This is a genomic window from Sporosarcina sp. NPDC096371 (genome assembly GCF_044762865.1).
Classification (GTDB): Bacteria; Bacillota; Bacilli; order Bacillales_A; family Planococcaceae; genus Sporosarcina.
Window position 1 is genome coordinate 137617 of sequence record NZ_JBIWFE010000001.1, and the last position, 24883, is coordinate 162499.

Annotated in this window: 19 protein-coding genes; 13 read left to right on the forward strand and 6 right to left on the reverse strand. The window is 44.1% G+C overall.

The features are described from left to right. Positions 1–43: 43 nt before the first annotated feature. Together ACIQ0H_RS00625 and ACIQ0H_RS00630 are read left to right on the forward strand one after the other, a co-directional pair. Complete coding sequence (locus ACIQ0H_RS00625; protein ID WP_403409425.1) at positions 44–1213, forward strand: PDZ domain-containing protein; 1170 nt, start codon at positions 44–46, stop codon at positions 1211–1213. Between the two features lie 27 nt (positions 1214–1240). Further along, entirely contained in the window at positions 1241–1492 is a 252-nt protein-coding gene (locus ACIQ0H_RS00630; RefSeq protein WP_403409428.1) for a CsbA family protein, read from the forward strand. A 435-nt stretch (positions 1493–1927) separates the two neighbouring features. On the opposite strand, the gene ACIQ0H_RS00635 is transcribed toward ACIQ0H_RS00630, so the two are convergent. Both ACIQ0H_RS00635 and ACIQ0H_RS00640 read right to left on the reverse strand, forming a co-directional pair. After that, complete coding sequence (locus ACIQ0H_RS00635) at positions 1928–2236, reverse strand: AzlD domain-containing protein (protein ID WP_403409431.1); 309 nt, start codon at positions 2234–2236, stop codon at positions 1928–1930. Next, positions 2236–2958: an AzlC family ABC transporter permease gene (locus ACIQ0H_RS00640; RefSeq protein WP_403409434.1), complete on the reverse strand. Its 723-nt coding sequence runs from the start codon at positions 2956–2958 to the stop codon at positions 2236–2238. Before ACIQ0H_RS00640 ends, ACIQ0H_RS00635 begins: the two co-directional genes overlap by 1 nt. Positions 2959–3076: 118 nt before the next feature. Between ACIQ0H_RS00640 and ACIQ0H_RS00645 the strand changes: the two genes are divergently transcribed. Then, on the forward strand, positions 3077–3700 hold the full coding sequence (locus ACIQ0H_RS00645; RefSeq protein WP_403409437.1) for a TVP38/TMEM64 family protein: 624 nt from the start codon (positions 3077–3079) through the stop codon (positions 3698–3700). A gap of 143 nt (positions 3701–3843) precedes the next feature. On the opposite strand, the gene ACIQ0H_RS00650 is transcribed toward ACIQ0H_RS00645, so the two are convergent. Further along, positions 3844–4326 carry a helical membrane plugin domain-containing protein gene (locus ACIQ0H_RS00650; RefSeq protein ID WP_403409440.1) on the reverse strand — a complete coding sequence of 161 codons (483 nt, stop codon included), beginning with the start codon at positions 4324–4326 and terminating at the stop codon, positions 3844–3846. 6 nt (positions 4327–4332) lie between these two features. After that, positions 4333–7269, reverse strand: coding sequence for a formate dehydrogenase subunit alpha (gene fdhF, locus ACIQ0H_RS00655; protein WP_403409443.1), 2937 nt, complete (start codon positions 7267–7269; stop codon positions 4333–4335). 259 nt (positions 7270–7528) lie between these two features. On the opposite strand from fdhF, the gene ACIQ0H_RS00660 reads away from it, so the two are divergent. The 10 genes from ACIQ0H_RS00660 to ACIQ0H_RS00705 all read left to right on the forward strand — a co-directional run bounded on the left by ACIQ0H_RS00660 (position 7529) and on the right by ACIQ0H_RS00705 (position 23090). Then, complete coding sequence (locus ACIQ0H_RS00660; RefSeq protein ID WP_403409445.1) at positions 7529–7903, forward strand: Na-translocating system protein MpsC family protein; 375 nt, start codon at positions 7529–7531, stop codon at positions 7901–7903. After that, on the forward strand, positions 7890–8681 hold the full coding sequence (fdhD, locus tag ACIQ0H_RS00665; RefSeq protein ID WP_403409448.1) for a formate dehydrogenase accessory sulfurtransferase FdhD: 792 nt from the start codon (positions 7890–7892) through the stop codon (positions 8679–8681). The genes ACIQ0H_RS00660 and fdhD overlap by 14 nt, the downstream gene beginning before the upstream one ends. Before the next feature lie 215 nt (positions 8682–8896). Next, positions 8897–10180 carry an L-lactate MFS transporter gene (locus ACIQ0H_RS00670; protein WP_403409451.1) on the forward strand — a complete coding sequence of 428 codons (1284 nt, stop codon included), beginning with the start codon at positions 8897–8899 and terminating at the stop codon, positions 10178–10180. 517 nt (positions 10181–10697) lie between these two features. Then, the gene (gene addB, locus ACIQ0H_RS00675; protein ID WP_403409454.1) at positions 10698–14195 is read left to right on the forward strand and encodes a helicase-exonuclease AddAB subunit AddB; all 3498 of its coding nucleotides are present in this window, start codon (positions 10698–10700) and stop codon (positions 14193–14195) included. After that, positions 14173–17877: a helicase-exonuclease AddAB subunit AddA gene (gene addA, locus ACIQ0H_RS00680; protein ID WP_403409457.1), complete on the forward strand. Its 3705-nt coding sequence runs from the start codon at positions 14173–14175 to the stop codon at positions 17875–17877. Before addB ends, addA begins: the two co-directional genes overlap by 23 nt. 2 nt (positions 17878–17879) lie before the next feature. Further along, the gene (locus tag ACIQ0H_RS00685) at positions 17880–19076 is read left to right on the forward strand and encodes a DUF418 domain-containing protein (protein ID WP_403409460.1); all 1197 of its coding nucleotides are present in this window, start codon (positions 17880–17882) and stop codon (positions 19074–19076) included. A gap of 46 nt (positions 19077–19122) precedes the next feature. Next, on the forward strand, positions 19123–20022 hold the full coding sequence (locus ACIQ0H_RS00690) for a fumarylacetoacetate hydrolase family protein (protein WP_403412277.1): 900 nt from the start codon (positions 19123–19125) through the stop codon (positions 20020–20022). A gap of 208 nt (positions 20023–20230) precedes the next feature. Then, entirely contained in the window at positions 20231–20605 is a 375-nt protein-coding gene (locus ACIQ0H_RS00695; RefSeq protein ID WP_403409463.1) for a YisL family protein, read from the forward strand. A 25-nt stretch (positions 20606–20630) separates the two neighbouring features. Then, positions 20631–20762 carry a hypothetical protein gene (locus ACIQ0H_RS00700; protein ID WP_403409466.1) on the forward strand — a complete coding sequence of 44 codons (132 nt, stop codon included), beginning with the start codon at positions 20631–20633 and terminating at the stop codon, positions 20760–20762. Between the two features lie 882 nt (positions 20763–21644). After that, the gene (locus tag ACIQ0H_RS00705; RefSeq protein WP_403409469.1) at positions 21645–23090 is read left to right on the forward strand and encodes an alpha-amylase family glycosyl hydrolase; all 1446 of its coding nucleotides are present in this window, start codon (positions 21645–21647) and stop codon (positions 23088–23090) included. A 56-nt stretch (positions 23091–23146) separates the two neighbouring features. On the opposite strand, the gene ACIQ0H_RS00710 is transcribed toward ACIQ0H_RS00705, so the two are convergent. Together ACIQ0H_RS00710 and ACIQ0H_RS00715 are read right to left on the reverse strand one after the other, a co-directional pair. Further along, on the reverse strand, positions 23147–23998 hold the full coding sequence (locus tag ACIQ0H_RS00710; RefSeq protein WP_403409472.1) for a DegV family protein: 852 nt from the start codon (positions 23996–23998) through the stop codon (positions 23147–23149). 27 nt (positions 23999–24025) lie between these two features. Continuing rightward, complete coding sequence (locus ACIQ0H_RS00715; protein ID WP_403409475.1) at positions 24026–24835, reverse strand: Cof-type HAD-IIB family hydrolase; 810 nt, start codon at positions 24833–24835, stop codon at positions 24026–24028. Between the last annotated feature and the right edge of the window lie 48 nt (positions 24836–24883).

Genomic DNA, 24883 nt, shown 5'->3' on the forward strand with positions numbered 1-24883 from the left:
ATGGAAGGAAATAAGGTTAGGGGAGATTGGATGGTGACGGTTCGTGTCTGAGAAAATACTGTTGGACGTGTTACAGGCAGTGGCACTATTTTTCTTAAATCCTTTATGGCTAGTAGCGCTTGTAATAGCGGTTGCTTTGGGCTATTTCCGAGTGAAACGTGAGCGCCGAAATTTCAGAGTTCGGCTGTTACCAGGTTTGACGGAGTTGAAGCGATTATTGGCGGAGTCCTGGCTGTACGCACTTGTGTTATCGCTTGTGATTTCTGGGGCTGGTCTGGTCGTTGATCCAGGGTGGCTTGTGTTATTTTCTGCTGCTGCACTTATAGGAATTGTTTCTTTTTATTATAAAATGGCTTCACCTATCTATTTTGCAACAGTGGCAAGTATCGCCCTTTATCTAATGGGGAAATATGCGGATACGTTTTCATACCTGGGCTGGAGTCCGGGACAAGCGGATTTGTTTGGTGATCTGGCCGTCACGATTCCAGTGATTGCGGGGCTGCTACTGATTGCGGAGGGCTTGCTGATTCGTCGCTATGCCGCCAAGTATGTATCACCCGATCTACTAGAAACAAATCGTGGGTTGCGAGCGGCGGTATTTAAGGTGAAAAGGCTTTGGCTGTTGCCAATCGTATGTATCGTTCCGGGGGATATGATTGCGTCTTATGTGCCTTATTGGCCGCAGTTTACACTTGGTGAAAATGCGTTTAGTTTTATTCCCGTTCCGGTTTTGATTGGATTTTCGCAAGTGGCACGTGCGACGTATCCAGATGTATTATTTCCGAAAGTGGGCCGTGCAGTTTGGTGGACAGGCATTGCCGTTATCTTTGTCGGTCTAACAGCGATGTGGTTGCCGATTTTAGGATGGGCGGCACTTGCACTCGGTGTAATCGGTCGTGCGGCGATATCCATTGGCGTTTCGAAGCGTGAGCGACAAGGAGGATTTGTGGTTTCCCCTCGTCCGTCAGGCGTTGTCATTGCGGGTGTTTTACCTGATTCGCCAGGGGAGAAGATGGGTCTGATTCCGGGTGAATGTATTCGCTCTGTTAACGGAATCCAAGTGAGCACCGAAAAAGAGTTGTACGATGCCATTCAGATCAATGCCGCACATTGCCGCATGCAAGTCATTGACCGTAATGGCGAAGTGAGGCTGATGCAACAGGTTATTTATAGCCATGATCATCATCGGTTGGGCCTTCTTGTGATCCGATGACACTGCACTTTGGAAGGAATGTTTGTGATGGATTCATTTGAAACAAAATTGATATTGGCGATGTTGATGCCAGGGCTTCTTGTGGTATTTTTTACACGGGTGACTTTTCATCATATCGTCGGCCTTATCTTGACGGTTGCGCTGATAGCTGCGTCGGTCTATGCGGGATATACGCATAATTGGCTGCTGTATGCGGCAGATGCGCTGTCACTGACTGTGGGCTTCTGGTATGCGACACGTATGGTAAATAAGGCACGACAACCTGCCAAAGACGAATAACATACGGGACCGTTTCCTTTTGAGGAGGCGGTTTTTTGTATAATCAATTACGCCTCGGCGTAATTGAGTCCAGATTTTGAATCGAGCTTGAGGGCTACAGGATTGAAGATCATGCAGTGGAGAAGGATTGAACTGCATCCTTCCTTGTTGCGACAGGACGTCGCGAACTTAGACTGCCTTCCTGACTCCTTTCAAAATCTGTGACATCCGCCGGAGGCTTGGTCCTGCAGGATGCAGGTCATGCAGTGGGGAAGGATTGAACTGCATCCTTCCTTGTTGTCACAGGACGTGGCGAATTTAGCCTGCGTACCTCTTTTGTTCAGCAGGCGTTTGAACACCCGTTAAACAGTGAATGAAACTATATTCCTTCGGCTACCTATAGAAGTGAGAGTCTTCTGCTGAACAAAGATAAAAAAGACCGCGTTTCCGCGGCCCTCACATAAATAAACTATAGACAGCTAAAACTGCAATTGTACCAAGAACGACGGACATTACACCGCCACCCAGAATTGCAATCAAAAATGCAGCCGCTGTGCCGATAATGCCGAACAATAGATTTCCCTCCTGCACAAATAAAACGGCTGGAAAGATGAGTGCACCGAGGACGGCGTATGGAATATTACGTAAAACGCCTGATATGATGGGCGGCAATTCTTTCCCATCTAAAAACGTCAACGGTATCATGCGTGGCAGGTACGTCACAAGTGCCATGCCAAGTAGCATCCACCAATAGGTTGGCCCCATTAAGCTCCCTCCTTCCGGCTATATGCAGATTCAACAGTTTTGCCACGCCTTGCGTAAATGATTTCGATTAAAATAGAAGAAATAAGTGTCGCCAATAAAATGGACCAACCCGTTGGTACGCCAAGGACATACAGCAGGCAATGGGTAGCTGCTGCAACGCCTGCCAGCATAACCACTTTGCGATTGCCTTTCATCGAGGGGACAAGCAATCCGATGAACATAGCATAGAGTGCGATGGACATGGCAGCTTGTAAAAAGTGCGGTAAATTGGCACCGATAATATGGCCGATGGCGGTGAAGCTGACCCAACTACCGTAGGCGATGAGGGCGACCCCGAATGCGAAAGCTGTTGGAATCTTACCTTTTGTGCCAGTTGCCAACACGGAAAATGATTCATCTGTAATCCCGAAAGCATAAATGGATTTGACCCACTTTTTGGCGGGTTGCATCTTTTCATTCAGCGAAGCCGTCATAAGAAAGTGTCGAATGTTGACGACAAACGTATTCATGATGATTAAGAGCGGATCCACACCATAAGTAATCAAACTAAGCGACATGTATTGTGCCGCACCCGCATAGACGAAAATACTCATCGCAGTTGCTTCAACGATAGACAGGCCAGCGGTTTTCGCGAGCAGTCCAAATGTGAGGGCAACGGGGAAATAGCCGATGGCGATGCTCGTACCAGCTTTTAAACCGGCGGAAAATTGGTTATACTCCATATTGTCACATCTTTCTAAAGGTTTCTTGTGATTATACTATAGTTCCGTGTTTTAATGGAGATATATAAGAGAGTTCTAGGTTCTTGTTATTGAAATACATATTGTTAGGATGTTGCGGATGAATGAATGGTTAGATGTAGATAAAATTGCAGAGTTAGCGCAGCATTACAAAGCGTTGGGTCCGTTGATAGGTCTGTTGTTACCGTTTATTGAATCTTTTTTACCGTTTCTTCCATTGTTCGTGTTCGTTTTCGCAAATGCGACTGCGTACGATCTGTGGTTTGGATTTATCCTTTCGTGGGCTGGGACTGTCGCTGGTTCATATGCTGTATTTTTGATCATCCGGAAATATGGCCGCAACCGTGTGCTAGGATTTCTGACGAAAAGAGTGCGTGTACAGCGATTAATCAAATGGGTGGATCGTAATGGGTTTGGTCCGCTGTTTCTTTTGATTTGTTTACCGTTTACGCCGTCTGCTCTTGTCAATCTGGTTGCAGGTTTGTCTAATATGAAGAAGACGTATTATTTGGTTACGCTGATGGCAGGAAAATTGGTGATGGTTTTCACGATTAGTTTCATTGGCTATGATTTAAAAGCATTGTTAACACAGCCGATTCGTACAGTGATAGTTGTGGGCATCATTGTTCTACTTTGGCTAGTTGGGAAAGCGTTAGAGAAACGATTGAATGCAAAAGTGGAAGCTGATTTCCGTACGGTAGCACAGCGCGGTGATGAAAAATGATGTGATTGCTGGGGATTGGTTGGACAGTTTACACAAATGGTTGGAGGCTTGACCAGATTGGTTCTGCAGTTCACCAATTTGCCCACACAATATCCCTCAATCAAAAAAACACGGAGCACCCTTACGAGGATGCTCCGTGTTTTTTACTCTTTACCTAACTCTTTTCCCATACCCTTCAGGAAATCCAGCCCGAATTTGGCGGCGCGGTTAATGTCGGGGTCGTTTAAGGCTGTCATCAGCTGAATAATACCCACTTTTTGTCCATTGTGGCTGTGCAGATTAGCTGTATCGAGTCCGCTTTTGACGCTGGACGCGAGTTTTCCTGTCACTGCAGGGTCAATGGATGACATGACACTGGATGCCTGTAACACATGATTGATGATGTTGGTGACGGGTTCACGTGATGCTTGATCGACAGCGATTTTTGCAAGGTTTTCCTTTGCTTTGACCATCGCTTTGAGTGCGTCAAAGATGCCTGCATCGTCTAACTCTCCGGTAATCTCGAGAATTTTATGGAGCGCTTGATCCTGTTCAGCCATTAATGATTGAAGCTCCACTAATTTCTCTTGCTTGATTTCATCAGGCGTTCGCTCTTTCTTTTGAATCGAAGTAATAGGTATCGCCATCGACTATCACCGTTCCTTCCCGTGTTCAGTTAAATGGACATAGCCCGGGCGTGCCCATTTGCGTTCCACTTCGACACCGTTTTGTGGGTGTCGCTTTTTATTGCGTGGATTCGATTTCGGTAACGGATTTTCTCCGTCTTTTCGTAGGACTTCCATTCGCACCATTGTCTGCTTATAGGCAGGTGTATTGGTCCGTTGATCGACGGCAGGTCCAGTTAAGAAGTTAATGGCCGATTCTTTTTCCACGGAGTTCATCGGCAAGAATAATTCATTGTTCTTCACACGGTCTGTTACCAGTGCAGGTAACTTCAACGCACCATAAGGGGAGACCAACCTTACAAGTGAACCGCTTAATACGCCGCGTTCTTTCGCAAGTTGTGGGGATACTTCCACAAAAATCTCAGGTACTTTTTCTTGAATACCATCCGATTTATTCGTCATATTGCCTTCATGGAAATGTTCTAGCAGACGCCCATTATTAATATGCAGATCATATTCTGCAGGGAACTCGACGGGTTCCACCCAATCAGACAGTGCAAAACGGGCCATTTTATCAGGGAAATTAAAACCATCTTCATAGAGCAGTGGCGTGCTTGAACCATCGAAATTCCCCCATAAGAAGCTATCCCAGTCTTCTATCACGCTATAATCAGCTTGGCTGAATAGAGGTGAGAGACTAGCCATCTCTGCAAAAATTTCTCCCGGATGACTGAAGTTCCAGTTTTGACCGAGTCGATTTGCAACTTCTTGGATAATCCACCAGTCCGCCTTGGCATTGCCTAGCTCGGGAAGCGCTTTGTACAAACGTTGTACACGTCGTTCTGTATTGGTAAACGTGCCGTCTTTTTCGAGCGATGGCACGGCCGGTAAAATGACATCCGCATATTGTGCCGTTTTGGATAAGAAAATATCTTGCACGACAAGAAAGTCGAGCTTCGATAATACATCATGTACGTGGTTGGCATTGGAATCGACGAGTGCCATATCTTCTCCGACAATATACATTGCTTTCATGATTCCTTGATCGATGGAATGCAACATCTGAATGTTGTCGAGTCCTGGCTTATCGCCAATGGTTACGCCATATGCCTGCTCGAATTTCTTACGTGCATGATCGTCTGTGACATGTTGATAACCTGGTAACCAACCTGGTAAAGTACCCATATCGCAGGCGCCTTGTACGTTGTTATGCCCGCGAAGAGGATAGGCCCCTGCACCAGGACGACGATAGTTACCTGTTGCCAGCAACAAGTTGGATATCGCAGCAGATGTATCCGAACCGCCCGTATTTTGTGTGACACCCATGCCCCAAAGAATACAAGTTCCATCCGCGTCACGAATCAATTCAGCCGTCTTGATCAGCATGTTTTTGTCGACTTTACAGATTTTTGCAGCATAGTCGAGCGTATATTTTTCAAGAACTTCTTTGAATTCTTCTAAGTAATGGACGTTTTCATCAATAAAGGATTGGTCATGCCAACCTTGGTCGATGATGTATTTTGTCACGGCCATCAGCCATACTTGGTCCGTCCCTTGTTTTGGACTGATAAAGATATCGGAGCGCTCCGCCATTTCATTTTTCCGTAAATCGGCGACAATCAGTTTTTGTCCGTGCAATTTATGCGCACGCTTGACACGTGTCGCAAGAACGGGATGTCCTTCAGTAGGGTTAGCTCCAACGATAATAACCAGACCCGCTTTTGCGATATCTTTAATGGTTCCAGCATCTCCACCCATACCGACTGTACGGAATAGGCCGTCTGTTGCTGGAGACTGACAATAGCGAGAGCAGTTATCAACGTTATTCGTTTCAAAGACTTGGCGTGCGAGCTTTTGAATGACATAGTTTTCCTCATTCGTAATTTTCGACGAGGAGATGATGCCGACAGCTTCTTTACCATGTTCTTTTTTGATAGTACCAAGCTTGAGAGCAACAAGGTCGAGCGCTTCTTGCCACGTAGCTTCCACAAAAGAATCCCCTTTTCGAATGAGGGGCGTCGTTAACCGTTTGTCACTATTGACGAAATCCCAACCGAATTTACCTTTGATACAAGTCGAAATTGCATTGACAGGTGCATCGGAAACAGGTTGAATTTTTAAGATTTTACGATCTTTTGTCCACACTTCGAATGAACAGCCAACTCCGCAGAATGTACAAACCGTTTTCGTTTTCTTCGTCCGCGTATCGCGCATCGCCGATTCAGCATCCGAAATCGCCATAATGCCGCTATACCCTGGCTCCACATCTTTGACAAGATCGATCATTGGTGACAAAATTTCCTCTTTCAGGCTCGTCATAAATCCAGCTTCACCTAGCATCGATTTTTCCATGAGTGCATTACATGGGCAAGCTGTCACACATTGTCCGCAACCGACACAGGACGAGTCGTTAATTTTCGCACCGCCATCCCATAAAACAATGGGCCGATCTCTTTCCCAATCGAGCGATAAGGTTTCATTGACCTGTAGGTTTTGACAGACTTCCACGCATTGTCCGCAAGCGATACATTGATTGGGGTCGTAGCGATAAAATGGATGCGTGAAATCAACGCTATCTGTTGTGCATTTCGGTTCATACGGGTACTTTTGATGTTCAACTTCCATCAAATCCACAGTATTATGTATTTTACAGTTGCCATTGTTGTTGTCACATACGGTGCAATACAGTAGGTGGTTTTCAAGAATTCGATCCATTGCTTCTGTTTGTGCTTCTTTGGCACGTGTAGAGGCTAGTTGAACATCCATCCCGGCTACAGCCTTTGTGGAACAAGCCCGCATGAGTTGTCCATTGACTTCTACGATACATGTATCACAGGTCTCGATCGGATCAACTTCTGGTAGATGACAAATTTGTGGATGGGAAAATTGATTCTGGTTAATGATTTGAATCAGTGTTTGACCATCCTCAAAGTTACATTCCGTATCGTTAATCTTAATTGCCATGGAGGCACCTCCTTTTTCTCAATAAAAAAACCACTATGAAAAAATACACCGACTTGACAAGTGCACTTTCATAGTGGAATAGTCTTCTAACAGGGCGTGTTAAATTACCAATCCATATTGCTGGTTTTCGTTTGATAACATCGCGGCAGCTCCTACCGCAACACCATCTGTAGTTATTAGTATAGTTGTTTTAGTGCAAATAAACAATATGTTTTTTAACTATTAAAAATTTAAATTTCGTTTAAAGGGGAATCGATTTATGTCGAAAAAAATCCATGAATTTAATGATATTATTAGAAAGTTACGCAAAGAATTATTCGGTAAGGGACCTGAGCGTATCCATACGGTTTTTGTTGATAATATGGTTATCTCGACGCTTTATGGCAACTTGACACCGACTGAGCAATTTATTGCGGGGACGCCTGAAGGCAGGGAAATGGTGCATACGGCAAGAACCCGGATGATTCAACAAGTCTATGACAAAGAACCACCTGAAGGGATGGAAGAACTGATAGGTGCAAAGTTTGTCCATCTCTTTTCGGACTTCAAATTGGAAGATGATATTGCGGTTTCTGTGTTTCTGTTCGATCAACCAATTGAGACGAAGGAGGGGAAGGTGGATGGAACAAGATAAACAACGGACGATATTTCGTTATGCAAACGGACAGTTTGAGAAAAAAGAAGACCGAATCGTTGTGGAACACCCTGTCACCATCAAAATCAATGATCGGGAGTTTGCAACAATTGTCTGCTCACCTGAATACATAGAGGACATGGCGGTTGGTTTTTTGGCATCTGAAGGCGTCATTCCCAAGTACGATGCGATTAAAAAAATTGGGGTGCAGGAAGAATTGGGCGTGGTCCATATCGAAACGGACAAGATGTATCCCTTCTACGAAAAATTATTGAACAAGCGTTATATTACCTCATGCTGTGGGATGAGTCGACAAGGATTCGTATTTGCGAACGATGCATTGACAGCAAAAAAGATGATGGACACGCGCGTGACATTGACTCCGGCAGATTGTTTTTCCTTGATGGCACAGATGGAGCAGACGGCAGATATGTTCCGCAAAACGGGCGGTGTTCATAATGCAGCACTTTGTGATGCCAACAGTATTGTGCTGTCTAGGATGGATATCGGCAGACATAATGCGCTGGATAAAATCTACGGTCACTGTTTGAAACACGGTATTTCTGTCCGAGATAAAGTCATTGTGTTCAGCGGCAGAATTTCATCTGAAATTTTATTGAAAGTCGCAAAAATCGGTTGCGAAATCGTGCTGTCTAAGTCGGCACCTACCGAGTTGGCGCTGACGCTCGCAGAAGATCTTGGTATTACGACGGTTGGATTTATCCGTCAAAACTCATTTAACTTGTACACGCATCCACAAAGGATTATTACGGAATGAAACGGCAGTTCCTATGAAAAGGGCATGCGCCGATTGAGTAAAAAATAGCGTGACAAAAATTAAAAGTGATGATAATGTGACTCGTGTGACAAAAGTTGACAGTGAATTCTTATTTTGGTGAGTACTATTTTTTAAAATACTTTGTAGGGATTTGCTTCTGGGGGGCACGAATTTAATTCTGTTAAGTTTTATACATTCACAAAGGGGGAAAAGTGATGAAGAGTAAGAAAACGAAGAATAGGTGGTTGATTGCAGCATCTGCAGTCGGGATTCATATTTCAATTGGATCCGTCTATGCTTGGAGTAATTTTACGAATCCGTTGATTGAAGAATTCGGTTGGTCAACGAGTCAAGTGCAGCTGACATTCAGTATTGCCATTTTGTTTTTGGGTTTATCAGCTGCATTTATGGGGCATTTTGTAGAAAAACATGGTCCTAGAAAAGCAGGGATTCTGGCAGCGGTCTGTTTTGGGACAGGTGTCATCGGTTCTGGATTTGCTGTAAGTATTTCCTCACTCCCATTGCTTTATATATTTTACGGAGTACTCGGGGGAATTGGACTAGGTGTCGGCTATATTGCACCCGTTTCTACGCTCGTAAAATGGTTTCCAGACCGCCGTGGGTTGGCGACTGGTCTTGCTATCATGGGATTTGGTTTCGCAGCAGCGATTAGTAGTCCCATTATGGAAGTACTGATTACTTCAGTTGGATTGCAAAACACGTTTTATATTTTGGGTATTTCTTATTTATTCATCATGATTGTATCGTCCTTATATCTTGAAAAACCTGAAGAGGGTTGGGCACCGGCAGGCTTTGTCGAAAAAGTGAAAGCAGGGAAAATGGAGCAAAAACGTGATCTCGCACAATTGTCGGCGAACGAGGCTGTAAAAACAAAACGTTTTTATTATTTATGGCTAATGCTTTTTATCAACGTCACTTGCGGCATTGCGATTTTATCAGCTGCTAAACCAATGGCAATTGATAGTATCGGCATGACAACTGTACAAGCCGCGGCACTAGTCGGGATTCTGGGAATCTTTAATGGAGCTGGTCGACTGGGGTGGGCGACCATTTCTGATTATATTGGGAGACCTAATACGTATACCGCATTTTTTGTTATCCAGATTGCATTGTTTGCACTATTGCCATTCACAACAAATGCAATGTTATTTCAAATAACACTAGCCGTTATTTATACGTGTTATGGCGGTGGTTTCTCATCCATTCCTGCCTATATTGCCGACATTTTCGGCACGAAACAGCTTGGTGCGATTCACGGCTATATCCTAACTGCTTGGTCAGCGGCGGGTCTTGCAGGGCCTATGTTTGCGGCATGGATGAAAGATACAACAGGAAGTTATGAAAGCAGCTTGCTATTTTTCGCTGGATTATTTGTTGTGGCGCTTGTGATATCTGTATTAATTCGAGTGGATATTAGACGAATCCAACAACAAAGTGAAAAAACAGTAAGGCAATCCATGAAAAAAGTCGTAAGTTAAAGATAACTTTACTACATCATCATGAATACTCCCATGGCTTCCTTGCATATACTAACAGTGAACTTTGGCTTCGCATCAAGAGTTACCAGCGATTCAGCTAAAGGATGTCAGGACACTTTTACGGTATCCTGATAGTAGTGCTCTGGTGATGATTAGGCACCGTAAAATCGTGATTTTCTTGCCAGACTTCGGGTGCTGGATGTTGGCGTGCAACTAAAAAGTCGATTCACTTTCCGGACTACGGGTACCGGACGTTAGTATGCAACATCAAAACCTAATCATTTGTTTCATAAGAAGAGGGGAAGGAGCCATACTTCCTCTCTTCTTTTTTTGGTATGTAGGTTTGATTGTAGATTCCCTCACTTAATTAGTTCCTGTCCTCCTTAACATTCTGTACAATGGAAAGGAAGAGGACGGGTTTTTTCGGGATTTTGGACTCGACTTGCAATCAAATCATTTCTGTGTGCAAGCAAATGAGGAACATATCATACATATTCATGAAAAAGGAGGGGATTCCATGTCATTACGTTTCATAACCGGTAGATCGGGCGCAGGAAAAACGACGTTCATCAAGCAGGAAATTGCTGCGGAACTTGGACGGGATCCTGTGGGTGCGCCGATTATTGTCATAGTACCTGACCAAATGTCATTTGCGATGGAGCATAGTTTGTCTGTCAACTATGGCTTGCAAGGGATTATTCGTGCGCAAGTGTTGACGTTTAAACGGTTGGCATGGCGAGTACTACAAGAAACAGGTGGCATTACACGCAAGGAAGTCGATGGTTTCGGGTATCGAATGCTTGTGAGGAGTGTGTTGGAAGACAATCGTGACGAGTTCAAATTATTCCGTCAAGCAGCAAGCAAACGTGGTTTTACGGAAATGATTGGGGATTTGTTGAAGGAGTTTAGCCGTTATTGCCTGGACCACCAAACGATGGGGAATCTTTACGACGAACTCGCAACTGCTCAAGCACCGCGGACATTGCTCGATAAAGCGAGTGATTTGTCGCTTTTGCTGACGAAAATTGAAGAGAAGCTAGGGACGACTTTTGTCGATAGTGAAGGTCATCTGGCTTTACTTGCTTCGCAAATTACCCATTCGGATCTATTGCAAGGAGCTGACATCTATCTAGATGGTTTCGAAAACTTTACGACTAGGGAATACGAAATCGTCACGGAACTGATGAAACATGCAAAGCGTGTAACGGTTGTGTTACCGATGGAAGGAACGCAAACCGGATTTGGCAATCATGAATTGTTTTTCAATCCGGTACGGACATCCGTTAAGTTGCGAGAGTTGGCACGAGTTGAGTCAATTGAGGTAGAAGAAGATGTATATTTAGCGGAAACAATGCGTTTTGGAAACGGAGACCTTCGGCATTTGGAAGCGGAATTTGATCATTATCCTGCGCAACCTAAGCAGTCAGATGGCCATATTGTCTTGATGGAAGCGGCGGATCGACATGCAGAAATTCAGGCTGTGGCGCGTCAGATTCGAGCATTCATGCAAAGCGGCAAACGTTATAAAGATATTGCGATTTTGTATCGGCAACCAGAAAAGTATGATGAACTGATTGAAACGATTTTCCCGCAATACGACATTCCGGTGTTTATCAGCCAGAAAAAGCCGATGTTGCATCACCCTCTGATAGAGTTTTCGCGTTCGATTTTGGAAGCTGTGACATCGGGCTGGTCGTATGAGTCAGTGTTTCGTGCGGTGAAGACGGACCTCTTTTTCCCACACCGAGAAAATAAGTTACTGTGGCGTGACCGGGCGGACCGTCTTGAAAACTACGTTTTAGCGCATGGCATCTATGGCCAACGCTGGTTTGATGATAGCCGTTGGCGGGTGAAGAAATATCGTGGCTTGGAATTGTATACGGATGTACAGACCGATGAAGAACGTGCAATGGAGAAGGAATTACATCTGATTCGTGATGAAATTCGGGAACCGCTAGCTGCGTTTGAAAAACGGTTGAAAGGTTCGAAAAGTGGTCGTGATGTAGCGGAAGCCCTGTTTTTATTGATGGAAAGATTACATGTTTTTGATAAAATTATCGATCTGCGTGCGGAAGAAGAACGGGCCGGACGATTACTTGGCGCAACGGAGCACGAACAGGCTTGGAATGGTTGGATTAATGTCCTTGATCAGTTTGTACTGATGTTTGGGGACAAAGATATGAATCCAAAGGAAGCGGCACGTATTTTGGATGAAGGATTCGATTCGCTTGAATTTGCACGGATTCCGCCATCGCTCGATCAAGTGACGGTGTCGAACATTGAAGTGTCAAATTTGATGGATATCGATGCAGTATTTGTTATTGGGGTTAACGATGGTGTGATGCCGAAACGAGTCGATAATGAAGGACTGCTGTCCGATGCGGATCGTGAGTGGTTCTCAGACATTGGTTTTGAGCTCGCTCCGACATCGAAAATGAAATTGATGGACGAGACCTTTATGGCGTATCGTGCGTTTACCTCCCCGCGCGAAAAACTATATGTGTCGTATCCGGTTACTGATGAAGAAGGGAAGGCCCTTATCCCATCCTTATATAGCGCAAGAATTAAGCAGCTATTACCGGGGACAGAAACGATATTGGCTGTTACCGACCCATCTGAGTTACCTTTAGAAACGGATCAATTCGATTACATTGGTCATCCGCGGGCTGCGCTCCCTTATGCCTCTATGAAGTTAAAAGAGGCGGAACACACAGGTATATTAGAACAGGAATGGAGAGCGGTGATGGCTTATTACCAAGCCGATCCGTATTGGTCTTCTGTGTTTAGTCATATTATCCGCCCGATGAACGCCAAAAAATCGACGGATCGCTTGCGACCTGAGTTGACCGCGGGACTGTATGGAGATTCGTTTGTTTCCAGTGTGTCACGAATTGAGTCTTATTACAGCTGTCCTTTCCAGCATTATGCATCGTTTGGGCTTGGCTTACGTGAACGGACGGAATTCACACTGGAAGCGCCTGCCATCGGGGATTTATTTCACGCGGCGCTTAAATGGGTATCCGATGAAACCATGCGTACTGGAAAGTCGTGGGCGGAGTTGACGAGAGAAGAGTGTTGGCACTTGGCGAGAGCGGCAGTTGAAGATATTTCACCGTATTTCTTTAATCGAATATTATTATCAACAAGTCGTTATGTATATATTAAGCGTAAACTCATGCAGATAATCCAGCGAACCATCTATTCGCTCAGTACACAGGCGAAATCGACAGTATTTAGACCAATTGCCGTTGAAGCGGGATTCGGACCCGGGGAAGAGCTACCGTCACTTGAAATTCCGTTACGTCACGGAGATACGATGAAATTACGCGGTCGGATTGACCGGATAGATGCCTCAGAAATTGGTGGAAAAAACTACGTCCGTATTGTGGATTATAAGTCATCAGCGCGAAGCCTTGACCTAACAGAAGTCTATTACGGCTTGTCGTTGCAAATGATGACGTATCTCGATGTGGCGCTTGAAAATGCTGACGAGTGGCTCGGCATTCATGCAGATCCTGCAGGTGTTTTGTACATGCATATCCATAACCCAATGGTTCGTTCGGGGACAGAATTGACGCCGGCGCTACTGGAAGCGGAAATTGCAAAATCCTATAAGATGAGAGGCTATCTGCTAGATAATCCAGAAGTGGTGATTGGGATGGATGCCGATATCGGCAGGTCATCTGCGATTGTCCCGGCTTCCATTAAAACGGATGGTACGTTTGCAAAATCATCGAAAGTGTTGTCATCGGATGACTTGCAAATGATGCGTTCCTTTGTCAGAACGCGCCATCAGAAAGCCGGAGACGCTATGCTTGCAGGGGATACACGCGTTTATCCCTATAAATTGCGTGATCAGATGCCCTGTCAATTTTGTTCGTACCGTTCCGTTTGCCAGTTCGATCCGACAGATCCGGCAGAACCACATCGTTCCTATGCGGAAATGGATGCGGATTTATCTCTTGAAAAAATGCGTAAGGAGGTTACAGGAGATGCACATACCCGTGAAACCTGAGGGGCTGACGTTTACGGATGCCCAGTGGAAAGCGATTTGGGCGAAGGGCAAAGACATTCTTGTTTCTGCTGCGGCTGGTTCGGGCAAGACGAAAGTGTTAATCACCCGAATGATTGAAAAAGTATTGGACGAAAAAAATCCAATCGATGTCGATGAACTGCTTGTTGTGACATTTACCAATGCATCAGCTGCCGAAATGCGACATAGAATGGCGGGAGCATTGGAAGAAGCGATTGCCGAAAGACCGGGGTCTGTTCACTTAAGGAGACAATTAAATTTGTTGAATAAAGCACAGATTTCCACATTGCACTCATTCTGTTTAAATGTAGTGAAGCAATATGCATATTTGCTTGATATTGACCCAGGATTTCGAATTGCGGATAGCACAGAAGCGGCATTATTGCGTGATGATACGATTGGCGATGTATTAGAAGAAGCCTATAGCGCAGAAAATCCGGATGCAATGTATCGTTTAGCGGATAGTTTCACATCGGATCGAAATGATCAGTCGATTGAGACGCTGATAGACCGGTTATATGATTATTCCCGCGTCCATCCATCGCCCGAACAATGGCTGCGCCTCATTCCGCTCCAGTACGAAATTGGAGAAACAACTACGATTGATGAACTTTCATTTATGGAGCCACTGAAAACGGCGATTCGCCATTCTTTGGAAGAAGCGGCGGCGCTGACAGGGGATATGAAGCGGATGGCACTTATGCTAGATGGCCCGGAACCCCTTGCCGCAACGGCGGAAGCGGATTTGTTGTGGATTCATGAAGCAATTCGGCGTATATCAGAAGGTACATGGCAGGAGACCTACGAACTTTTTGGCGCTCTCAAATGGACAAAAGCGGGCACTATTCGTAAGGATTCGTGTGATGAAGAACTGGCCAAACGAGCGAAAGCACTACGTGATGCAGTGAAAAAAGTGATTACTACATTGAAAGAGTCCTATTTCACAAGGACGCCAGCCCGTTTGCTCGATGAAATTCGATTGATGGCACCGACGATGCATACCCTCATTGAACTTGTCGTGGAATTTGGCAAACGCTATGAACAGCTGAAGATTGACCGAGGTATTGTCGATTTCTCTGATTTAGAGCATTATGCATTGCGAATTTTATCGCAGCAACAAGACGACAAACTAGTAGCGTCTGATATTGCCATGGATTATCGCAAGCGCTTTGAAGAAGTACTTGTCGATGAGTATCAGGATGTCAACTTATTGCAGGAGACGATTATTCAGCTTATCAAGCGCGGTGGAGAGCAGGATGGCAATTTGTTCATGGTGGGCGATGTCAAGCAGTCGATTTACCGTTTCCGTCTGGCTGAACCGATGTTATTTCTCGGGAAATATAGTCGGTTTACGGAGGGGGATGGCGAACAAGGTTTAAAAATCGACTTGAACGCTAATTTCCGGAGTCGTAAGGAAGTGCTCGATGCGACGAATTTCGTGTTTGCGCAAGTGATGGGAACGCGTGTTGGTGAAATCGAATATGACGATGCGGCGGCGCTAAAGTACGGGGCGAATTATCCTGAGAAAGCTGTAACGACTGGTTTGACGCTGCTGTATGATGAAGAGGAAGAGACCGAAGAGCAGGATGAGGCATCCGAGTTGGCGGGGCAAAGCTTGAAAAGTTCACAAGCAGAAGCACGCTTCATGATTAAAAGAATTCAAGACTTGATTGCGTCGGGTGCTGAAGTGACGGATGCATTCAGTGACAAAAAACGTCCGCTAGAATACCGGGATATCGTTATCTTGATGCGTTCTATGACGTGGTCAGGCGAAATTGCGGAAGAATTTAAGCTGGTGGGCATTCCTATTTATGCGGAATTGTCTCGTGGTTATTTTGATGCGCTTGAAGTGATGATTATGTTGAACACGTTACGTGTCATTGACAACCCATATCAGGATATTCCGCTAGCATCCGTCCTACGTGCGCCATTTATTGGCATGACGGAAAATGAATTGGCACAAGTCCGTTTGGCTGGGAAAAATGAGCCGTTCTTTGAAGCGTTAAAGCGTTTTGTCGAGACAGGTGGAGCGGGGATGGCGAGTGAAACGCAAGAGAAAGTGCAACGGTTTTTCATGCAGTTTGAAGACTGGCGAAACTTGGCACGACGCGGTTCATTGTCGGAACTAATTTGGCAAGTGTATGCCGATACGCATTACTATGAAATGGTTGGCGCCATGGCAAATGGCAAACAACGTCAGGCTAATTTACGTGCTTTGCATGATCGTGCGATCGATTATGAAAAGACATCGTTCCGTGGGTTATTCCGTTTTTTACGTTTTGTGGATCGGATGAGAAAACGTGGGGATGATCTTGGCGCCGCCCGCTCACTAAGTGAGAAGGAAGATGTCGTTCGAATTATGACGATTCATTCATCAAAAGGATTGGAGTTCCCTTATGTGTTCATCGCGGGGGCAGGTCGGAAATTTAATAAGATGGATTTCAATGAACCGTATTTGTTCGATCAACATTTTGGGCTTGCGGTCAAAGCGATTGATCCGGATAATCGAATTACGTATACATCCTTGCCATTCCTTGCCATGAAAGAACAGAAGGAACTTGAAATGCGTTCGGAAGAGATGCGCGTACTTTATGTTGCGATGACGCGGGCCAAGGAACATCTTGAAATCATCGCGTCGGTGAAGGATATTCAGAAGTCGATTATTAAATGGCAGGACGCACAGTTAATAGATTCAGATTTGATGTTGCCAGAATACACGCGGTCACGTGCAAACGGGTATTTGGATTGGATTGGTCCTGCTGTTGCGCGGCACCCAGCGTTCGAGAAATTTGGCGGTATCCCTGGTGGGCAGCTGATGTCGGATGCTTCCATTTGGCGGATTGATGCGTTACCGGTTTCTGCCTTCTTTACGAAAGCGGAGGGAACGGACGAAGAGGCGGCGGAACCACTGGATACGTTGCCGATTGAAGAAGTCAATCCTGATATACTGGCGGAAGTGAAACGACGTTTTGATGCGAAATATTCTTTTGAGGCTTCCGTTTCGAAAAAATCCAAGCAAACGGTCAGTGAGTTGAAACGGTTGGCGATTCTTGAGCAGCAAGCGGATGATCTTGTTGTGACAAAAAGTGATGAAGTAAGTACAGCTTATCTGCATGATCGTCCTGTATTCATGCAGACACGAGCATTATCCGCAGCGGAAATCGGGACATCTATGCATACGGTTATGCAACATATTGATATTGGCAAAGAATGTACGGCCGTGGATGTCGAGAAACTGGTATTGGGATTGACGGAACGGCAGTTACTGACGGCGGAAGAAGCGAAGATGATAGACGTACAATCAGTCGCTCGTTTTTTCAAGTTGTCCATTGCTACAAGGTTGCAAAATGCTAAACAAGTGGCACGTGAATTGCCGTTTACCTATGCACATAGTGATGCAGATGGTGACTATCAGATCTTACAGGGAATTGCGGATTGTTTATTTGAAGATCAGGATGGTTGGGTATTGCTCGATTATAAAACGGATAAAGTGCAGGGACGCTACAATTCCGATGAAGAACTTAATGCGGAAATGCAGCAACGTTATGGCATTCAATTGAATTTGTATAAAAAGGCAATTGAATCGATTATGAAAATCGATATTAAAGAAATGGTCCTCTATCTATTTGATGGACAAAGGACTGTTACAATTCAGGGGGAATGACGTTGAAGGTTACACCAACAAGTCTAAGCAATCGTGTAGAAGTTCTCGATTTACTTCGAGGCTTCGCATTGCTAGGTATATTTATAGCGAATATGATCCATTTCCAGTGGCCTTATCTGTATATGGATCCGTATACATGGTTTAGTAGTCCAGGAGATATGGCGACGTTTAAGGGGATTGATATTTTTATAGAAGGTAGCTTTTATCCCATTTTTGCAATGTTATTCGGCTATGGATTGAATATGCAATATGAAAAGGCCCTTGCGAACGGGACATCATTTGCTCCGATCATGGCGAGACGACTAGCTATCTTATTGGGCTTTGGGGTGATTCATGCCTTACTCGTTTGGTCGGGCGATGTGTTATTTACGTATGCGGCTATGGGCTTTATCATGCTTGCGTTTGTAAGAATTTCGAAAAAGTGGATCCTACCCATTGCGGCTCTTTTGTATATCATTCCAAATGGACTCTTATATGGAGTGACCTATTTGGTGGAGAAAGCGAGTCCGAACTCCTTATTGGCAGGGTATGCAGATATCCAACAAATTGAACTAGCGATTAGTGCGTATAGTCTTGGTACGTATGGAGAAATTTTTAGCTTCCGTTTTTTTGAATGGTTAATGTTTGGCTTTTTCGGGGTGTTTGGAGGACTGATCATTGTCTTGCCACTGATTATGATAGGAGCGGGGCTGTCAAAATGGAAAGTGCTTGAACATGCCGGTGAGATGAAAGGGCGCATTGTGGTCTTCACAGTCGTTGCACTAGCTGTGGGAATTTGGCTGAAAGCAATGCCGTTTATGGGAGAGCCAACTTCTGCTGCTCAAATGTTGCAATCCTTATTCGGTGGACCGGTGTTAGCTGCAGGCTATGTTGGTCTGTTATTGTTGCTAAGCCAAATTCCGTTATTCCGTACGGTGTTCCGCCCTGTTACCAAAGCGGGCAGAATGTCACTGACAACGTATATTACGCAGTCGGTTGTGGCGACAACGATCTTTTACGCATATGGTTTTGGTATGTACGGCAAACTTGATTTGGCAACGGGCTTATGGATAGCGATCGGTGTATTCGTCATCCAAGTAATCTTTGCAGAACTTTGGCTGATGAAATTTAGTATGGGCCCACTTGAATGGCTATGGCGAAAAGCGACGTACGGAAAGAATTTGCCGAATAAAGAGGGAAAAGGTCATCGTTTGTCGTAACAATAAAGAATAAGGGAAACCACTTACTGAAGGGATGGGTTTGAAGATGAAATTATTGTCGTTCCGTTACGAGGGTCGAACATTATTTGGGCCAAAAGTGAAAAGGGAAGATGCGGTATGGGACATGTTGTCTATTGCAGAAGCATTTGGGGATCCTGACTTTCCGCAAACAATCACGGAAGGTATCGCACGCGGAATGGACTTTGTTGAACAAGTAAGGAAGCTTGCGGAACAGGCACGTGAGGGTGACAATCCTGACCGCTTCAAATATACATTCACAGACATCGAATGGTTGGCTCCGATTCCAAGAACACCTAAAAATGTCTTATGTGTTGGTAAGAATTATGCAGATCATGCTGCAGAAATGGGTGCAGGAGCACCGCCTGAAAAATTGATGATCTTCACAAAATCTCCGACTACAATCGCTGCGGATGAACAAGATTTACCGATTCATGCTGGAGTGACGGATAGCTTGGATTATGAAGGGGAACTTGCGATCGTCATCAGCAAAAAAGGGAACAATATCCCGAAACAGCTGGCGTATGATCACGTATTTGGGTATACAATTGCGAATGACGTGACAGCGCGCGACGTTCAAGTCGCCCATGGCCAATTTTTCCTTGGTAAAAGCCTAGATGGATCCTGCCCGATGGGACCTTATGTGGTGACGAAAGATGAAATCCCGAATGCACATAACTTATCCGTCGTGACAAAAGTGAATGATGAGGTCAGACAGAATGGCAATACAGCGTCTATGATTTTTAAAATAGATGAATTGATTGCGGAAATTTCACGTTTTGTGACACTTGAACCGGGTGATGTCATTTTGACAGGGACTCCTGCGGGCGTTGGAAAGGGAATGAAGCCGCCAACATATTTGAAAAAAGGCGATACAGTAAAGATTTCGATTGAAGGTATTGGCACGCTGGTGAATACGTTTAATTGATTATAGATTTCTATATATGTTGAACTTATGATTTTCTCCTAATCGCCAGCGAAGGATGTAGTTCAATCCTTCCTTAAGCGTCAAACAAGGTTGGTAAGATTCTTTATTTCGACATATATAGCAAGGGAACGGACGTGTCAGTAACTGGCACGGTATATTATATTATGTTACGATTATTTAGGTACAATAATATAATGAGGTGACTATTTTGGACGTATTAGCAAACACGACTCATTTCCACATTTTCACATGGGTTGTAGGAATTATTATCTTCATCGTAGCGGCAGGCTTGGATAGCAGATCAAAAGGTAGAAAAATTGCACATATGATTGCACGTCTATTCTATGTGTTAATCTTGCTATCTGGATTCATGTTATTTATGAAATACTCTGGTGGCGATGCAGCCCTTTACGGTGTTAAATTCTTACTTGGCCTTCTGACAATCGGTATGATGGAAATGGTACTTGTCCGTTCGGCAAAAGAGAAAAGTGTTAAGGTAGTGTGGATTCTGTTTTTCGTATTCCTATTAGCAACACTATTCCTTGGATTCAAACTTCCAGTGGGGATTGCTTGGTTCGCTTAATCGAGTTGAATAGGGAGGTATGAGGATGGAAACAAGTATCGGACCAATTTTCCTTATAGTTGTCTTGATGCTAATGGCGCTGTTTGCCATTTCCGTCTTCGTTCATTCGAAAAAAAGGAAGACTACAAGTAATGTAAATGATAGGTATAACGATTGAAAAACCTGCTGGCAGTGTTCAGCAGGTTTTTTGCCGTCTAAAAAGCACGTCTGTCGATTAACCACTTACTTGCATGAAATTCTGTTGAGAAGGGCTTGAAAACCTCAATTTTCACTGGACCATTTTCGGTCCGCTTTCGGCGAATTAATCACGACAGATTTACCGTGGGGCAGTGTGGCTAGAAATGACTTCGTCATTTCTAGCCACACTTTTCTGTTATCTTGTCGTGATTAATAGCCTGTCGCGTACCTATAATGTTCAAGTGGAAATGCAGTTGTATTGAAAGTGAAGAATAGATGACTATCTATAGAAAGTGTAAGTGCCCGAAGATGTAATTTCGAGCACTCTAGATCGTTGTACAACGCATTCCTAACTTACTTTGAGCAATGATTATGCACCTAACCATGTGATACATTTTAGAAAGTAACGATTCTTTAAAAATAATAGAAGAAAACACCATAGAGAAAGCATCAGCCGCCAAAATTGCATCTTTGGCGACTTCTCTCCCGGAAAGAAGCCAGCTATGCTTTCGTCCCAAAAAGCTTCAGCACTCCGTGTATCTGCGTATTTGGAGGGCGAAGGATGAATGACCACCATACGATTACCGAAAAGAATGTGTAGGGATGCGATGAAATCGCATCCCTACACATCCAAACATCTCGGTAATTGTATAAAAGTCATTCAATCCTAAGCGTTCCAAATGCAACTATACTCGTAGCGCCTATTGTTTAATCAACAGACGTGGCCTAAAAGGTATCTTTATTTATTCACAATATAGACCCATTTGAGGAGAAGGTTTTCATTTTAACATTCAAACGATGGCAGTAGTGTGTATCGTTTGGTAAAGTAATTAAAGATGGCTTATTTTGAGGAGGCTTTTTTGTGAAAGCGAAGAAATGGTTTGGACTTATTATCACTACGCTGTTACTTGTTACTACCCTACATCCTACTGGGGTTTTCGCAAAGACTGAGCGAACAATAGAGGACGAAAGTATATATGATTTGCTAGTCGATCGTTATAACAATGGCGTTGGAAGCAATGATTATAATGTAGATACGCAAGATTTAAGTGCATTCAACGGTGGCGATTTCATCGGGATTGAAAACCGTTTACAGCATATTATCGACATGGGCTTTACGCTAATTTCACTTGGCCCTATCTTTGCAACAGAATCTTATGATGGAAGCAAAGTGCTTGATTATTCGAAGCTTGAACCACATTTCGGAACGGATAAAGAATTGAATGAGCTGATTAAAAACATCCACAAAAATGATATGTCCGTCATTGCTGATTTTCCGTTAGCTGGTGTCAGTGCGAATCATGTGTGGGCAAAAGAGGGTACCTTGAAGACAATCCCTGCCACTGATGGAACAATTGACTGGGATTATTCAGATGTAGCCGTACAACAGGCCGTGAAAGAGGCTATTGTCAAATTTGTAGATACGTATAAATTGGATGGTATACGCTTAACGAAAATTGGAGAAATTGATACCGCATTTCTGAATGAAGTGATTGAGGCAGTGAAACAAGCAAATCCACAAGCTTATGTGTTGACCAATGAGGTGAGTGATGCGAACTTTGATGCTGTACCGAATCTGGACAAGATGAATGCATTAAGAAAGTCATTTGCGTCATTTGAAGCAGATACGTCGCCACTTTCAATATTTAGTAATCCAGCGGACAAGGAATTGATCCAACTCGATGATTTGACGGGGCCACGTTACACATACGACATTGTAGAGTCGAGAATGTTCCCGCCAACTCGATGGAAATTGGCGGCAGCTGCTTTGTTTGCAATGCCAGGAACGCCAATTATGCCATACGGGACTGAAATCGCGGTGAACGGGAAATCAGCACCAGAAAGTCATCAGCTCATGAACTACAAGATTGATCAGGAATTAGTTGAATTTATCGGTGGACTGAACCAGTTACGGAACACATCAGAAACATTCCGTAAGGGTGATTTTGAAATATTGCATAATGAAGATGGCTTTTCGATATTTAAACGATCTTCAGATGAAGAAACATGGATCATCGCGTTAAATAATACGACACAAACATCGAGTTTTGCGATTCCAAAAGAAGTGATTGGGGACAATAAAAAATTACGTGGTGTACTCGATAATGACCTTATTAAAGAAGGCAAAGACGGGATGTTCCGCGTGGTACTCGATCGGGAAGTAGCTGAAATTTATATTGCAGATGAAGAAACAGGGTACAATATTCCTTATCTGATTGCATCAATTTCAATCTATGTATTATTCTTTGGATTCCTCTTTATCGTTTTGAAAAGAGCAAGAAAAAATAAAAAAGCAGCTGCACAATAAGTGTAACTTATATTGATATAAAAACACCTAGACATTATGTCTAGGTGTTTTTTCATTCACGGTAATTTATTTAAGAAAAAGATTGCGACGGTACCGGGGCCAGTATGCGCGCCAATGGTAGAGCCAATCATGTGGATTTCGATACTTTTCGGGCGGAATAATTCATCGGCCAAGGCTTTCAGTTCGAGTGCAATATTTTCATCGTCCGCATGGCTAATGGCAATGGTTTGATCGGCCAGATGGTCGCCACGTTCAGCCATTAGTTCAGTCATACGGCGCAGTACTTTCTTACGTCCACGGTGTTTTTCAATTGGTACAAGTTTACCAGCTTCGACATGGAGAAGCGGCTTGATATTTAATAGCCCACCGATAAATGCACTTGTTTTGGACACACGTCCACCCCGTGCCATATAATCCAAATCCTCCACTGTGAATAAGTGCTCCATATGCTCCGCCATAAAGCGAATCTTTTTCTCGATATCTTGCAGACTCTCTCCGTTGTCACGTAGGCGAACGGCTTCTTTAACAAGAAGGCCATAGCCGAGAGAAGCACATTTCGAGTCAATAATGATAAGTGTTGTATCTGGATCGGTTTCTTTCACTTGTTTGCTAGTCATGACAGCAGTATCATGTGTTCCCGATAATTCAGACGAAAAGGCAATATAGATGCCTTCTTCGCCAGACGAAGCTAGTTGCTGCCAGTTTTCAAGAAATAGTTCCGGAGAAACTTGTGAGGTTTTTGGCTGTTTGCCGTTCCGGATGGCATTGTAAACGTCTTTTGGATCAATCGATAAGATATCATCATACTCGTTGTCGTCAATGAGGACACGTAAGGGAAAAAGCGTGACATCGTTATCTTTAAAAAACGATTTTGGTAGATCGCAAGCGCTATCCGCAAAAATTCTCATGTAAATCCTCCCAATGGTTAATTGTCGTTAGCTCAAGTGTAACCTTTCACGGAGCACCTTCGCAATGCCATCTTCGTTATTCGTGTCTGTTACTTCATTTGCGATCGATTTTAATCGATCAATAGCATTCCCCATCGCTACACCAACGCCGGCATAGTCAATCATTTCAAGGTCATTATCTTCATCACCAAAGGCGATAATTCTTTCCTGAGGGATGTCCATCCATTTGGCAACATGTGAAATACCGACTGCTTTATGTAAGCCGTGGCGAATGATTTCGATGACATGCCAAGGTGCACCCCAGCGGCGATGATCAATCACTTCTGCATGTACATCGGCAAGGTGACGTCGAATGGTATCCACCGACTGTTCTTCTGCTTGAATGAGCAAACTTGTTGGGTTCATTTGTAAGGATTGGCGTATATCTCCCTGTAAAATCTGGGGATTGCCAAAACCAAAGATATCGAGAAGTTTTTCATCATGGTAATGCATGTAGACGTCATCCATTACTTCTGCAACTATATTTTGGATAGGAAATTGCTGCATGGCGTCAATGACTTCATTGACAACTGGAAGAGAAATCGTCTCATGAATCGTTTTCCAAGATGCATTTCCTGGATGGTGGACGAACGCACCATTGAAATTGACAATCGGTGTTTTAAGCCCGAGTTGGCGGTAATACACTTCACTTGCACGATAGGGCCTTCCTGTTGCAATCATGACGTGATGGCCTTGTTCTTCTGCTATTTTAAGTGTATGTGCAGTTTTAGCGGATATGATTTTTTCATCTGTTAGCAATGTCCCGTCAAGGTCAAGGACGATTAAATGTGGTTTCAAAAAAACGCCTCCTTCTATTTAAATAGTCTATCGTTATTTGGATGTCAA

Excerpts from the sequence above, each read along its gene's own strand:
- ACIQ0H_RS00670 (WP_403409451.1), top strand. The coding sequence starts at position 8,897 with ATGAAGAGTAAGAAAACGAAGAATAGGTGGTTGATTGCAGCATCTGCA.
- fdhF (WP_403409443.1), bottom strand. The coding sequence starts at position 7,269 with ATGGCAATTAAGATTAACGATACGGAATGTAACTTTGAGGATGGTCAA.
- ACIQ0H_RS00630 (WP_403409428.1), top strand. The coding sequence starts at position 1,241 with ATGGATTCATTTGAAACAAAATTGATATTGGCGATGTTGATGCCAGGG.
- ACIQ0H_RS00635 (WP_403409431.1), bottom strand. The coding sequence starts at position 2,236 with ATGGGGCCAACCTATTGGTGGATGCTACTTGGCATGGCACTTGTGACG.
- ACIQ0H_RS00645 (WP_403409437.1), top strand. The coding sequence starts at position 3,077 with ATGAATGAATGGTTAGATGTAGATAAAATTGCAGAGTTAGCGCAGCAT.
- addB (WP_403409454.1), top strand. The coding sequence starts at position 10,698 with ATGTCATTACGTTTCATAACCGGTAGATCGGGCGCAGGAAAAACGACG.
- ACIQ0H_RS00700 (WP_403409466.1), top strand. The coding sequence starts at position 20,631 with ATGGAAACAAGTATCGGACCAATTTTCCTTATAGTTGTCTTGATGCTA.
- ACIQ0H_RS00710 (WP_403409472.1), bottom strand. The coding sequence starts at position 23,998 with ATGAGAATTTTTGCGGATAGCGCTTGCGATCTACCAAAATCGTTTTTT.
- addA (WP_403409457.1), top strand. The coding sequence starts at position 14,173 with ATGCACATACCCGTGAAACCTGAGGGGCTGACGTTTACGGATGCCCAG.
- ACIQ0H_RS00650 (WP_403409440.1), bottom strand. The coding sequence starts at position 4,326 with ATGGCGATACCTATTACTTCGATTCAAAAGAAAGAGCGAACGCCTGAT.
- ACIQ0H_RS00690 (WP_403412277.1), top strand. The coding sequence starts at position 19,123 with ATGAAATTATTGTCGTTCCGTTACGAGGGTCGAACATTATTTGGGCCA.
- ACIQ0H_RS00640 (WP_403409434.1), bottom strand. The coding sequence starts at position 2,958 with ATGGAGTATAACCAATTTTCCGCCGGTTTAAAAGCTGGTACGAGCATC.
- ACIQ0H_RS00660 (WP_403409445.1), top strand. The coding sequence starts at position 7,529 with ATGTCGAAAAAAATCCATGAATTTAATGATATTATTAGAAAGTTACGC.
- fdhD (WP_403409448.1), top strand. The coding sequence starts at position 7,890 with ATGGAACAAGATAAACAACGGACGATATTTCGTTATGCAAACGGACAG.